13 protein-coding genes and 1 other RNA gene are annotated in these 12,803 nt (G+C 49.7%); 2 read left to right on the top strand and 12 right to left on the bottom strand.

Annotated features, from left to right (window positions below):
• Positions 1–18 precede the first annotated feature (18 nt).
• The 8 genes from recR to JDF658_RS01935 form a co-directional block, all read right to left on the bottom strand.
• Complete coding sequence (gene recR, locus JDF658_RS01970; RefSeq protein ID WP_078664701.1) at positions 19–618, bottom strand: recombination mediator RecR; 600 nt, start codon at positions 616–618, stop codon at positions 19–21.
• A 24-nt stretch (positions 619–642) separates the two neighbouring features.
• Positions 643–960 (bottom strand): YbaB/EbfC family nucleoid-associated protein, encoded by a 318-nt coding sequence (locus JDF658_RS01965; protein WP_078664702.1) that lies wholly within the window; start codon positions 958–960, stop codon positions 643–645.
• A gap of 11 nt (positions 961–971) precedes the next feature.
• Entirely contained in the window at positions 972–2,612 is a 1,641-nt protein-coding gene (gene dnaX / locus JDF658_RS01960) for a DNA polymerase III subunit gamma/tau (RefSeq protein ID WP_079906314.1), read from the bottom strand.
• Positions 2,613–2,678: 66 nt separating this feature from the next.
• Positions 2,679–2,943: signal recognition particle sRNA large type (gene ffs, locus JDF658_RS01955), an RNA gene on the bottom strand.
• A 553-nt stretch (positions 2,944–3,496) separates the two neighbouring features.
• Positions 3,497–4,024, bottom strand: a complete 528-nt coding sequence (locus JDF658_RS14760; RefSeq protein WP_242946592.1) for a transposase — start codon at positions 4,022–4,024, stop codon at positions 3,497–3,499.
• 27 nt (positions 4,025–4,051) lie between these two features.
• Positions 4,052–4,924, bottom strand: coding sequence for a hypothetical protein (locus tag JDF658_RS14755; RefSeq protein WP_242946591.1), 873 nt, complete (start codon positions 4,922–4,924; stop codon positions 4,052–4,054).
• Between the two features lie 58 nt (positions 4,925–4,982).
• Positions 4,983–5,537 carry an IS607 family transposase gene (locus tag JDF658_RS01940; protein ID WP_242946590.1) on the bottom strand — a complete coding sequence of 185 codons (555 nt, stop codon included), beginning with the start codon at positions 5,535–5,537 and terminating at the stop codon, positions 4,983–4,985.
• Between the two features lie 62 nt (positions 5,538–5,599).
• Entirely contained in the window at positions 5,600–5,827 is a 228-nt protein-coding gene (locus JDF658_RS01935; protein WP_078664707.1) for a hypothetical protein, read from the bottom strand.
• A 138-nt stretch (positions 5,828–5,965) separates the two neighbouring features.
• On the opposite strand from JDF658_RS01935, the gene JDF658_RS01930 reads away from it, so the two are divergent.
• Together JDF658_RS01930 and JDF658_RS01925 are read left to right on the top strand one after the other, a co-directional pair.
• Positions 5,966–9,190, top strand: coding sequence for a DEAD/DEAH box helicase (locus JDF658_RS01930; protein ID WP_079906313.1), 3,225 nt, complete (start codon positions 5,966–5,968; stop codon positions 9,188–9,190).
• 56 nt (positions 9,191–9,246) lie between these two features.
• Positions 9,247–10,041, top strand: coding sequence for an enoyl-CoA hydratase/isomerase family protein (locus tag JDF658_RS01925; protein ID WP_159446529.1), 795 nt, complete (start codon positions 9,247–9,249; stop codon positions 10,039–10,041).
• A gap of 40 nt (positions 10,042–10,081) precedes the next feature.
• Here the strand turns inward: JDF658_RS01925 and JDF658_RS01920 are convergent, their stop codons facing one another.
• From JDF658_RS01920 to JDF658_RS01905, 4 genes are all read right to left on the bottom strand, one after another.
• Complete coding sequence (locus tag JDF658_RS01920; protein WP_079906311.1) at positions 10,082–10,642, bottom strand: hypothetical protein; 561 nt, start codon at positions 10,640–10,642, stop codon at positions 10,082–10,084.
• Entirely contained in the window at positions 10,632–11,366 is a 735-nt protein-coding gene (locus JDF658_RS01915; protein ID WP_079906310.1) for an ImmA/IrrE family metallo-endopeptidase, read from the bottom strand. Before JDF658_RS01915 ends, JDF658_RS01920 begins: the two co-directional genes overlap by 11 nt.
• 2 nt (positions 11,367–11,368) lie before the next feature.
• Positions 11,369–11,716 carry a helix-turn-helix domain-containing protein gene (locus tag JDF658_RS01910; protein ID WP_079906309.1) on the bottom strand — a complete coding sequence of 116 codons (348 nt, stop codon included), beginning with the start codon at positions 11,714–11,716 and terminating at the stop codon, positions 11,369–11,371.
• A 263-nt stretch (positions 11,717–11,979) separates the two neighbouring features.
• Complete coding sequence (locus JDF658_RS01905) at positions 11,980–12,534, bottom strand: hypothetical protein (protein WP_079906308.1); 555 nt, start codon at positions 12,532–12,534, stop codon at positions 11,980–11,982.
• Positions 12,535–12,803 lie beyond the last annotated feature (269 nt).

The raw sequence follows: 12,803 nt of genomic DNA, 5'->3' as shown, positions 1-12,803 counted from the left end.
CTGTCCCGATATTACTGCCTAAATTTCCCGCCGCCCCGCCAGGGCGCTGGCCAGGGTCATTTCATCGGCATATTCCAGTACACTCCCCGCCGGCAGACCATGGGCCAAACGGGTTACTTTAACTCCCAGGGGTTTAAGCAATTTGGCCAGATACATGGCGGTAGTCTCCCCCTCGATGGTGGGGTTGGTGGCCAGAATTACCTCTGTGATGGGCTCTGTCTGCAGGCGCTGCAACAGCTCCTTGATTTTCAGCTGTTCCGGGCCAATGTCCTCCATGGGCTTGATGGCTCCATGCAGAACGTGATAATAACCCCGGTAATCCCGCAAACGCTCAAAAGCTGCCACATCCCTGGGCTCCTCCACTACGCAGAGCAAATCCCCCTGCCGGCTGTCATCCCGACAGATTTCACAGAGATCGGCCGTAGTGAGGTTGCAGCAGCGCTGACAGAAGCGGATTTGCTCCCGGGCCTCCAGAATAGCCTCCGCCAGCTCCCGGCTCACTTCGGCAGGGGCATTTAACAGATAAAAGGCCAGGCGCTGGGCAGTTTTGGGCCCGATGCCCGGCAAGCGGGAAAAGCGATTAATCAAACGGGCGATAGGCTCAGAATAACTATACATGCCAATCATCCTCTGTCGATCAGATTAGAAAAGACCGGGAATTTTCAACCCTCCCGTGATTTTGGCCATTTCCGCTGCCACCATTTCCTGGGATTTGCGCAGGGCTTCATTGACAGCAGCCAGAATCATATCCTGCAGCATTTCTACATCTTCCGGATCCACTGCTTCCGGCTTGATTTCCAGGCTCAGCAGCTCCTGCTTACCATTGGCCACTACTCGCACGGCACCGCCGCCGGCAGTGGCTTCCACTGTTTTCAGAGCGATTTCCTCCTGCAGTTTGGCCATTTCCTTTTGCATTTTCTGCACTTGTTTCATCATTTGATTCATATTGCCACCAAACATTTTCCTGCCTCCTAATCCTTTATTTCCACCGGTACCGCCGCCCCAAAGGTTTCCTGGACAGTTTTGACCAGCTCCTCAGGAGCCAGATCCGGTTTATTCTCCTCTTCAACAGCTGCGTTGGACGAACCGGCAATCTCACTGGTCAGCAAAGCCTGCACCCTGAGGGGCCGGCCCAGCACTTTCTGCACCGCGGCTTCCAGTATCTCCAGATTCGTACCCTGCAGTAGCCGATCGCGATGAAAGCTTTTTCCGTCAGGGAACACCAGACTCAAGGTCTGGCCATCACAGTGCAGTGGCTCCCCTTCCACCACGAAGGCACGCACCTGCATACGCTTGCGCAACAGTTCCAGCACCCGGGGCCATTCCTCCTGAACCTGTTTCATTAATACAGGGTCACTGGCTGCCAGTTCCACTTTTTTGCCCCGTGTAACCGGCCTGGCGACCGGTGTTGTCCGAGGGGCCGGTCCAGCCGTTACCGGTCCTGCTGCCTTCAGTCGTTCCAGTTCAGCCTGCAGCTGAGCTACCTGCTGTTGCAGATTGTTCTCCACCTCAGACCCTTCCTGACTTAGCCCCTTGATCAGAGCCAGCTCCAGCAACAGGCGGGGCTGCTGACTCCAGCGCATGCCCTGTTCGGTTTCTGTTAAAATATTAATCATTTGCTGTACCCGGGCCGGTGACAGAGCTTCGGCCTGGGCCTTCAATCGTTCCCAGTACTGGGGGGAAGTGCGTAGAACCTGATCCACATCCCTGGCTACCCGGATAACCAGCAAATCCCGCAAATATTCCAGTAAATCGCGGACAAACTGGCGCAAATCCTTGCCCTGTTCCACCAGTTCCCCTACCAGCTGCAAAGCTCCTGCCAGGTCGCGGCGGATCAGCTGGTCCAGCAGCCGGGCGATTTTTTCCCCGCTGACCGCCCCCAGGATGGCGCGAATATGGTCGCCTTCCACCTGTTCTCCCGCCATGGCCCGCGCCTGGTCCAGCAAGCTGAGGGCGTCCCGCATACCCCCTTCCGCTGCCCGGGCGATGAGGAGCAGGGCTTCTTCTGTTACTTTAATCCCTTCTCCTGCCGCCACCTCCCGCAAGCGCGCCATAATATCCTCTAATGGTATGCGTTTAAAATCAAAGCGCTGGCAACGGGAAAGGATGGTGAGAGGGATTTTATGGGGTTCCGTAGTCGCCAGAATGAAAACCACCTGGCCCGGGGGTTCTTCTAAGGTCTTGAGCAGGGCATTGAAGGCTTCATTGGTCAGCATGTGTACTTCATCAATTATGTAGACTTTATAATAACCCTCGGTAGGGGCAAATTTGACCTTTTCCCTCAGTTCCCGAATTTCATCGATACCGCGATTGGAAGCAGCATCGATTTCCAGGACATCCATGCTGTTGCCCTGGTTGATACGCTGACAGTTTTCGCATTCATTACAGGGTTCCGGCACCGGTCTACCATGGCCCGTGCGGCAGTTCAATGCTTTGGCCAGCAATTTGGCTGTGGTAGTTTTGCCGGTTCCCCGCGGCCCACAAAACAGATAGGCATGGGCGATCCTACCGGTGCGCAGGGCATTTTGCAAAGTCCGGCTGACATGCTCCTGCCCTACTGTTTCCGCAAAGGTTTTGGGCCGCCATTCCCGATATAAGGCCAGATAAGCCATACCTATCCCCCCATGGCTTTAAAAAAAAGGCGGTTAAAAAACCACCTGCTGGAGCAAATTTAATGGCCGTGCACCCGGCATTGAATCCTGCCTCCCAGGCGTTATCCCCGCAGTTAGCTCAGGCCAGGCACTCCCGCGGCACACCCAAGACATCCCTTAGTGCTGCTTCCGTCAGGACCTGACACGGTTCGAGAGCTTGTGTTGCGCAGGACCCAACCGTCCACACCACTTACGGAGACCGGACCCCATGAAACAGACCCGCTGCCGGGCATCGACCCCACTCTAGCGGATTGTGGGTTACAGGGCACCGCTACCTCCCCATCTAGCACGACCAAACTTTATTGACTGCTTTGACTTGTTTATTATACCCTGAAAGCAAGGATAAATGCAAGAGGAAAGGAGTGGCATAAATATTTTAGTGCCACCACATGGGCAGCATAGATGCCTGTTTCAATTTTACTATCAACTTCTATCAAATAATCATAAAGTTGACAGCAAAAGCAGTTTACGCTCTCCGAGAGGCCGGGTACCCCCACCTGCCCGGCTGACGGGGCAGGCGGACCACGGGCTTCTGGAGTCCCGCCCGAAACAGTCACGCTGCAAAAACGCTTCCAAACGGCGGGGTGGTGTTGACACCCGGCGCACGGTTGCCTGAGTACCGGGCTCCCACCTGAAGGGCAGGAACGGTTTGGCCGGCCGAAATGCCGTTCGCCGTACATCTCAGCCCCAGCTACCCGGCGGCGCTCAGTTTCCCGGAGGGGAAACCTCATCGTCAAAGCCCGCTTCGCGTGCGCCGCTGTCAGCCAACGCCCGTTCCGTCGGAGCTTTCTCCCACCCGGGCCAATCCCTGCCCTTTCCCGGGAACATCCCGGGAGACTAAAAGGTTAATTAGCCTTTTGATTATAACGCTGGAGCAATATTTCTTTCACTGTTTTATACGGGGTGTAACGGGTTATCTCTTCGTCGTGCAGCCTTTTTTTCAGGTTCATAGCTGCTACCTGGTCAGCATCGGCAGTAAAACCGCATTGGCGGCATTTGAAAATGTCTCCATTGCGATTCTTGGCGTCAACCCAACCGCACTGCGGGCACTCCTGGCTGGAATAGGCCGCGTTTTGCGGTCCGGGGTCGGTGACGGAGTAGACGTAGTTCTTGTATTCCCGGCACTCCTTGATGATGTTTCGCTGCCAGCCGCTCACCTTGCGGGAGAGGCCTTTGCTTTTGGCTTTGCCGCGCAGGTGGGCGAGGTCTTCATAAGCGATGATCTGCGGCCGGCGTTTTTTGTAGAGTTCGTTAAACGCCCGGTTGATTTCGTTTTCGCACCTAGCCCGATATCTTTTGTTTCTCCTGGTTTGCTTGATAAGGCCCAGGTTGTGTTTTAAGATACGCCGGGCTTTGGGTGGGTCCTGCTCCAATAATTTCCGGCGCAAGGCCCAGAGTTTTCAGCGTTTCCGGCTATTGTCCAAAATATGGTCGGACATTTCTTGCAGAGCCTCACCATATTCGGGCCGGTATTTTCTGCCAGTATCATCGGTAAATACTTCCGTCACGCCCAGGTCGATGCCCGCCTCTCCCTCACCAGGCGAGTAAGTATGCGGTTCCCTGCTCAGATGGATTTCCACCGCTTGTTCGTCCGGAAAGAGGACTACCCGCAGGTTGCCTCGCATGGCGTGTATCCCAGTCAAGGGTATGACCGCCCTTTCGCCGGGGGTTAATGTCGCTACGGCAATATACTGCCGCTTTCCCGTGTTAAATACACGGTACATTTGCTGGTCTACCACGAAACTGCGGGCTTTTTTGACGCGGGGCCTTGTGCCTAAGATGCGGCGAAAGGCGCGCTTCAGATAATTTCTCACCTTGGCACGGCCCTCTGAGTCCAAACTTATTTTTTGATTAACCACGTCTTCATGAGTGAAAATCGCCTGGAGCCTCTTCCAATCCCGGCCGCGCTTTTCATCTCTATATAAAAGCCAGAAGGCGTAGTGCTTTTCTTCGTCAGACAGGCCTTCATGACGGTAAAGCCGCTCTTTGACCCCGACGATGGCGGCCTCCCACTGCCTCTCCAGGGTGAACAGGGCGTCGTCCAAAACCAGCTTCCACTGGCGGGCCTGTAGCCCGAAAGGGCTGGTGAAACCGGCTGCAACCAGCTCGTCCCGCAGCTTCCGCTTTTTACCCAGATAGTGCAGGTATTTCACATGCCCGTACTCCACCAGGAAGGAGTTCTTCTGCCTGGCATATGCTTCTGCCGTCTCAGTTATCCTGGCCCACTTATCTTTGTTCAGCGGCAGACTTTTCTGCTTGACCGTCTGCTGCACTGGCTAACACCTCCCTCACCGTTTTGGTCAACTTGCGAGCTTTATAGGTCCTCTGGCCTTACAGCCGTGCCGCGAAATGCTGGACGATGCTGATCAGGTCTTCGGCCAACTCTTGGGCTGGGGACATGTCTTCGGATTTGTTGGCCACGAGGATTTCGCAGCCGAATTTGGCGAACAATTCCTCGAAGAAGTCGAATCCAAACCGAACCAGCCGGTCTTTATGGGCGATGATGACCGTTTTGACTTCTCCCCGGGTGACCATCCCGCACAACTTCAAAAAATTCTTGCGCTTATAATTGAGGGCAGAGCCGACATCGGAAAGTATTTCGTCCACAGCCAGCCCTTTGCCGGCGGCGAATTCCTTCAGATAATTCAACTGGTTTTCCAGATCAGGCTTTTGCCCGAAGGACGATACCCGGACGTATAAAACAATTTTCTTTGGTTCCTGGCGGTTCTTTATTCCCAGCGCCCGGTATAACATTTCTTCCGTGTATCTTCTTTTATTGGTAGGCGTGCTCATGGCGACCAATTTGCCTTCTTTGTCCCATGCACGCAAGGTCGATACGCTGACCCCAAGTTTTTCAGCGAATTCGCTCACTGTGTAAAGTTTCATAAAACATCACCATATTGGTGTATCAGGTGATGTTGGTTGTCAATACCTATTTTGGATAATTGCTAAAAGAAAAGAAGCTGTTTCTTACCTCCTGGCCCCAGCTCCACTAAGGCCCGGTCAAAAGGATCAAATACTGCCTGCCGGTACAGAGGCGGCAATTTGCCGCGACAGGCAGCCAGCCGCTGTCGCAGCTCCTGGTAGTCCGCGGGATCAGGTGGGCCAGGTTCATATTTGAGAGCCGCCTCCCTGACCTCCTCAATACAGGCAGACAGATTGCGCAATTCCCCCATCTTTACTCCCCCATTTTTTGTCTTGATTTCATTTTTCTGTTTTCGCCAGAAGGTGGAAAATTCCTGCTGCCTGTTGACAGGCGGAATAAAAAAGTCTAAGGTTTAAATATAAAATATTTAAGGAAGGATAAAATACCCATGAATGTGCCAGAAATCAGTGAAAAACAAATCAAACAAGCCGCCTCCAGCCCCAAAGTCTACGAACGGGGCCTGGAATATTTTGCGGACGGTCTGGTTAAGCACATTGAATATGACCATGACAGGGACGAATTTCGGGCCATAGTCAGCAATCGCAATCTTTACAATATTCGTCTCCGCTTTTACCCTTCAGGTACCTGGCATTATTACTGCACCTGTCCCGCCCATGACCAGTTGCCAGGAATCTGCAAACATGTAGTTGCGGTACTGAAGGCATTACAAACCGGTTATGCCTTTGACCCTCAGGCTATGCAAAACCGGAGAGCCCGTCAGCTGGGGGCTAAACTGCTCAGTCATTTAGCCGTTACCCCTACTTCTCCCATTAAGCAGGAACTAAATCTGGAAGTGGAATTGACCCTGCAACCAATGGATCATGTTATTTTTGCTTACCTGGGCCTGAAAATCGGTCTGTCCCGCCTCTATGTCATAAGGGACCTGAATCAGTTTGTCAGTTCTCTTCAAACAGGACAACCGCTGGAATTTGGCCAGAAATTTACATTTGAACCGACCAAACAATCCTTTGCCGCCTGTGACCAGCCGGTAATTGACTTTTTGCAGGAAATGTATGAACAGTATGCCGCTGTTGACCGATATGAGACCACTTCCCATTTCAAACAACGTCCCTTGCCCCTGAGCGATTACCATCTGGCCCAGCTGCTACACAGTTTGAAGGAAAAATCTTTTGTTTTATGTTTACCTGGCAATCACAGCAAACTAACCCGGATTAAACAGGGTTTATCCCTTGGCTTTAATTTAGCTGCCGCAAATGACGAACTGGTATTATCCCTGGTGGAAAACGACATTCCCCCCCGCCCCCTGACCCGGGATGGCAGCTTTTTCTTCTATCAGGAGGAAATCTGGCAGGTCGAAGACGATCAGCAAAGAAGATACTTTTTACCTCTGGCTCAGGTGTTAAATCAGGAAAAGCGATTGATTTTTGCTTCAGAACACAAAGACCGGTTCGCTACCGAGCTCCTGCCCGCTCTGGAAAAAATAAGCAAGCTGGAGATCGCACCAGAACTGGCCAGCCGTTTTATCCGCCAGCCCCTGGCAGCCCGCATCTATTTCGACCGCTACGGGGAACAGGGAATCAGCGCCCGGGTAGAGTTTGAATATGGTACTATTACTATCAATCCCTTCAGCAACCAGATTCCGGCCAGAGATATTTTGCTGGTGCGGGACCAGGAAAAGGAAAATGCCATTCTCTCCCTGCTGGAACTGGCCGATTTCACCGTCAACCAGGGTCAAATTTACCTGGATGAGGAAGAAAAGGTACTGGAGTTTATTACTGCTTATCTGCCCCGGCTGCAGGAACTGGCTGAAATCTTCTATTCCGAGGAATTTAAAAAACTGCGGGTACGCCCGACCCTGGATTTTTCCGGGCGGGTGCGTTTGAATGAGGAAGATAATCTGCTGGAAGTCAGTTTTACTTTCCCCGACCTGCCCGAAGAGGAATTGCGGGAGATCCTGGCTTCCCTGCAGGAAAAGAAAAAATACCACCGGCTCAAGGATGGCTCTTTCCTGCTCCTGCAGCAACAGGAACTCCAGCAACTGGCCCGGCTGCTGGAAAACCTGAATCTCGATCCCAGCGCCCTGCAGGAAGCCACCATCCAGCTGCCCAAATACCGGGCCATGTATCTGGACAGTTTTCTGCGCCAGCACAATCTGCCCAATCTTCGCCGCGACCGGGCTTTTAAACAGCTGGTGCAGTCCATCCTGGAGCCCCAGGACAATGATTATGAAGTGCCTGCTTCTTTGCAAAAGGTGATGCGAGACTACCAGAAAACCGGTTTCCGCTGGCTGAAAACCCTGGCCGCCCACGGCCTGGGCGGCATCCTAGCCGATGACATGGGGCTGGGGAAAACCCTGCAGGTCCTGGCTTTCTTGCTTTCAGAACAGGACACTTCTCCAGGACCATCCCTGGTCATCGCTCCTACCTCCCTGGTCTATAACTGGGAAGCCGAAGCTCGCAAGTTCGCCCCTGAACTGAAAGTTCTGGTGGTCTCGGGGTCCCCCAAAGACCGGCAGGCCCTGCTGGAAAACCTGAGCCAGTGGGATCTTGTCATCACTTCCTATGGCTTGATCCGGCGGGATATTGAACTTTATGCCCGGCAGCAATTTGTTTACTGTTTTCTGGACGAGGCCCAGCACATCAAAAATGCTCAGACCGTTAATGCCAAATCGGTCCTGCAAATCAATGCCAGAAGCTATTTTGCCTTAACCGGTACACCCATAGAAAACTCCCTGGCCGAGCTCTGGTCCATTTTCAATTTCATTCTCCCGGGCTATTTCCCCCATTATCAAGAATTTCGCCGCAAATATGAATTGCCCATTGCCCGGGGCAATCCCGAAGTTCTGGCCGAACTCAGCCGTCTGGTCAAACCCTTCATCCTGCGCCGGGTGAAAAAGGATGTGTTGAAGGAGCTGCCGGCAAAAATCGAGACGGAAATCAAGGCTCCTCTCACCGCCGAGCAACAAAAAGTCTATCTGGCCTATTTGAAAAAGGCCCGGGGTGAAATAGCCCAGGAACTGGCTGCCGCCGGTTTTGAGAAAAGCCGGATGAAAATTCTGGCCGCCCTCACCCGGCTCAGGCAGATTTGCTGCCATCCCGCCCTCTTCCTGAACAACTATCGGGGGGACAGCGGCAAATTCCAGCTCTTCCAGGAAGTCCTGACTGATGCTCTGGCCAGCGGCCATCGGGTGCTGGTTTTTTCCCAGTTTACCTCGATGCTGGACATATTGCACCAGTACCTGTTAGGAGAAGGTATCGAGCATTTTTATCTTCATGGTTCTGTCAAGCCAGAAGAACGCCTGAGCATGGCCCACTCCTTTAACCAGGGCCAGGGCAAAGTCTTCCTGATTTCCCTGAAAGCCGGGGGTACCGGTCTCAATCTTACCGGTGCCGATATGGTTATTCACTATGACCCCTGGTGGAATCCCGCTGTCGAGGAACAGGCCACCGACCGGGCCTATCGTATCGGTCAAAACAAGGCCGTTCAGGTGATTAAGCTGATCAGCCAGGGCACTATTGAAGAAAAGGTTTTTGCTCTACAACAACGCAAAAAGGAACTGATCGCTTCCGTCATCCAGCCCGGTGAAACTTTCCTCTCCAAATTGACAGAAGCAGAGCTAAGGGAATTGTTTGATCTGACCACCACGGGTTGACAATTACAGCCAGACGGTCTAAGGTAGAAATGAAAAAAATGGGAGGTAAGAGAGAAATGAACTGGGAGAAAGTGAAACTGGAACAAAAAGGGGCAGTAGCTTTCATCACCCTCAACCGGCCCCAGGAATTCAACGCTCTGGATGGCCAGCTGGGCGAGGAGCTGATCCAGGCCATCGAGCACTGCCGGGAAAATGACGCCATCCGGGCGGTGGTGATCACCGGTGCCGGCAAAGCCTTCAGCGTGGGCGGAGACTTAAAAAAGGCCAGCAGTGCCATCGGCACTCCCCAGCAGAGTATTTTCTTCCGGGATGTGACCAAGAGCCTGAACCGCTTCATTATGGACCTGCGCCTGCTGCCCAAGCCGGTCATCGCTGCCATCAATGGCGCCGTAGGCGGTGCCGGCTTCACCCTGGCTCTGGCCTGTGACCTGCGCCTGGCTGCCGCATCTGCCCGCTTCAAGCAGGCCTATACCAGCGCCGGCCTCACTCCTGATGGAGCCTTCACCTACCTGGCCGGAGCCGTGCTGGGCCTGGGCCGGGTCAGTGAACTGCTGTTACTGGACCCGGTGGTCAGCGCGGAACAGGCCCTGGCTCTGGGGCTGGTGTACCGGGTGGTAGCTGATGATGAGCTGCTGGCTACCGCGATGAAACTGGGGGAACAGCTGGCCGCCGGACCCACACTGGCCTTTGCCCGCAGCAAGGCCCTGCTCAATGAGGGGCTGTTGCCGGAACTGGCCCGCATCCTGGAACTGGAGCGGCAGACTATCATGCAGTCCTGTATGAGCGAGGATTATGTAGAGGGAGTAAGGGCCTTTTTCGAGAAGAGGAAACCTGAGTTTCGGGGGAGATAGGGGAAAAGGGAGTTTCAGCGTACAGGTCTGAGACTCCCTTTTAGTATTTTTGCAAACCTAATTTTGCACCCGGTCCATACTTATAAAAATCAATTACTTCCTTAATAGTTTTACAGGGAAGCTGCCTCTTTTTATTAATCATCTCTGTCCATACATTTTGAGCCTCAGTTTCTGAAATCACCTTTTTACAAATGGCATCATACATTATTGCTCTGGTGCTCAACAAAGCAAGATTGTATTTCTGACAGTAGCGGAGAACATCTCTCAGGTTATTACTACAAATCGTCCCGCCATTAACTTTTGCATAGGCCATAACAGCGGCCTCACCACTACCGTATTTGCCAGTTTCTCTTAAAGCGACAAAAGTTTGTCCATCATCACCCAATGGCTGTAAACTAACAACCTCGATGTATTTTTTATCTACTGAGCGGGTTAACTCTGCCTTAAGATGTTGAACCCTTCTATTACTAATTTCATATACTACCTCTGCTGGCACAACCATTTTGCCTGAGTAAAGTTTCTCAAGTATATCCATTCTTTTTACCCAGGCAAAACAGGAAATAACATCCGTATCAAGAACAAGAGGAGGTCTAGTCAACATAGTCTAAGACCTCCTCTTCTGTATATAAATCAAGTCCTATTTCTGCTAATAATTCTTCATATCGTGAAAATGTAATTATCCCTTTATCGAAGGCCATTTTAATTTTTTCAGCGTATTCGGATATTATGGCTTCTTCGTTTGTAGGCAAATATAGATAGTCGTCATATCCCAAAACCCTGGCATTATATCTAATATTGGGTGATAATTCTTCTTTTTTATCTTCCGATATCAGTCCAAGCTGCACAAGTCTCGTTAACATTGCCTTATGACTAACACCATATAACTGTTCTAGAAATATTACATCATTAATATCAATGTCTTTAATATTACGAGCTCTTTGGTATATATGATGTAAAATCCCATCCTCGGGCATTAAAAAATACGCAGCAAATAGGTCAGCCAGCAACTCTCTTTCATCTTTTTTGTCAAAGCGACTGGTAGAACAAGCAATTTCTACTAAGCCGTCATCAAAATAGCAATGATAAAGCTCATGAGCAGCCGTAAAGTGCTGGTGTCCAACGGTTTTTGACGTATTAATAATTATAACCTTCACCTTCCCTGTTTTCAGATATATACCCGATATCTTGCTCATTGGTTTTTTAATACATGAAATATTTGACAATTTTAACACTTTAAATGTATCAACAGGTTCGATCGTATTTAAATTATTCATTTTTCTTGCTTCAATCGCACAATCTCGTGCCTTTAACTCTAATTGATTCATTATTATTCCTCCAGTAATTGTTTAATAGAACTTAAATTTCTGGCAAACCTTTTGGCCCAGGCCAGAACTTTTAAATCTTCATTGGATAATTCCTCGGTCCGAAAAGCTACCGATAAGGATGATATATCTTCTTCCTTTTCCGATTTTAAAAAATATGATAGCGAATAACCGTAAAGATCAGCTAGTTTGCTAAGGGTAATAGTGTCTATTGGTCGTGTACCATTCTCATAATAAGAGATGTTTTCTCGACGAATGCCCAAATAATTGGCAACCTGCGACTGAGTAAGACCTGAAAGCTCCCTTGCAGTTTTTAGACGTTGCCCGATTAATTCATAAGTCAAGTCAGACATAAATATCCCCCTTTGTTACTTTTATCTGTCATTATATTATATTTGTAACCGTTTTGTTACATTCGTATTCAACACGTGGTCTCGATTTTCCTGCTTTAATTAGCTCGATACAAAAATTTTTCTATGTAATTGAAACCAATGTAATTGCTATCGGCCCCTCTAACCTTTTTCAGAGAAGATAAGGAAAGGGAGTTTCAGCGGAAAGGCTGAGACTCCCTTTTTAAAGCCCTATATTTTTCCCTTTGCTGTCTTGTTAGCATTGGTCATTTTCCTTTAGCTTTTATCTTTGATTGTTTGGCTTTTTTAATCAAGTCACTCTTTACTCTCTTGAAGTAACTACTGGTATATTGCTTAAGCAATTGCAGGCGTTTCTTTTGGTTTCTTTCATCTTTTTCCAGTTCTTTAGCTTCAATACTACCCGGGGTCACTTTCATTTTGCTGTCATAAAAGCGTTCTTTAATAATTAATTCAAGCTGCTTAAAAAGCCATTCTGCCTTTTTTTCGTGGGCTTTTAGTTCTTTTAAAGTCTTTCCTTTAAAAACAAAATTACTGGCAACAAACCGCTTCATTTCATCTTTTGTTAAATCTTTAAAAATAAAGCCACTAAACAAATGATCAATAAATGAATTATAAATGCGCCAGTCAGTTTCTGAACTGGTATATTTAATATCATTAAGTGTAATACCGGCATTTAAGTTATATACCTGAGCTGATACTGAAACATCTGTTCCGCGATTGTTACCCTCTTCTCCGGCAAATACAGGAACTGATGTTGCAAACATGGTCACCATTAATACAGTTGCAATTTTTTTCTTCATAAAAATATCCTCCCTCACGCACGTAACGCCTCCCTCAATAACAAATTATAAATGAATTACTTCAGATATATTATCTAAATGCTGATATAAAGAATCCGCGAGTATTCCTCTGTGACAATTGGCAGCAGATGGTTCACTACATAAGAAGCATACAGTGTCCATGTCTTTATCAGTAGCGTTGCATAAAATTTTTTAGAATTTGTCAAGCTGGGAATTAATTCGATTTAACACAAAATAGGCCGAATTATGCGTTTTTTAGCTGAGAAATA

Source organism: Carboxydocella sp. JDF658, assembly GCF_002049395.1.
Lineage (GTDB): Bacteria > Bacillota.
Note: the sequence above shows the minus strand (reverse complement) of the source record. Positions and strands in the feature narration are given on the sequence as shown.

Excerpts from the sequence above, each read along its gene's own strand:
- JDF658_RS01925 (WP_159446529.1), top strand. The coding sequence starts at position 9,247 with ATGAACTGGGAGAAAGTGAAACTGGAACAAAAAGGGGCAGTAGCTTTC.
- JDF658_RS01915 (WP_079906310.1), bottom strand. The coding sequence starts at position 11,366 with ATGAATCAATTAGAGTTAAAGGCACGAGATTGTGCGATTGAAGCAAGA.
- JDF658_RS01910 (WP_079906309.1), bottom strand. The coding sequence starts at position 11,716 with ATGTCTGACTTGACTTATGAATTAATCGGGCAACGTCTAAAAACTGCA.
- JDF658_RS01940 (WP_242946590.1), bottom strand. The coding sequence starts at position 5,537 with ATGAAACTTTACACAGTGAGCGAATTCGCTGAAAAACTTGGGGTCAGC.
- JDF658_RS01920 (WP_079906311.1), bottom strand. The coding sequence starts at position 10,642 with ATGTTGACTAGACCTCCTCTTGTTCTTGATACGGATGTTATTTCCTGT.
- dnaX (WP_079906314.1), bottom strand. The coding sequence starts at position 2,612 with ATGGCTTATCTGGCCTTATATCGGGAATGGCGGCCCAAAACCTTTGCG.
- JDF658_RS01965 (WP_078664702.1), bottom strand. The coding sequence starts at position 960 with ATGTTTGGTGGCAATATGAATCAAATGATGAAACAAGTGCAGAAAATG.
- JDF658_RS01930 (WP_079906313.1), top strand. The coding sequence starts at position 5,966 with ATGAATGTGCCAGAAATCAGTGAAAAACAAATCAAACAAGCCGCCTCC.
- JDF658_RS01935 (WP_078664707.1), bottom strand. The coding sequence starts at position 5,827 with ATGGGGGAATTGCGCAATCTGTCTGCCTGTATTGAGGAGGTCAGGGAG.
- JDF658_RS01905 (WP_079906308.1), bottom strand. The coding sequence starts at position 12,534 with ATGAAGAAAAAAATTGCAACTGTATTAATGGTGACCATGTTTGCAACA.
- recR (WP_078664701.1), bottom strand. The coding sequence starts at position 618 with ATGTATAGTTATTCTGAGCCTATCGCCCGTTTGATTAATCGCTTTTCC.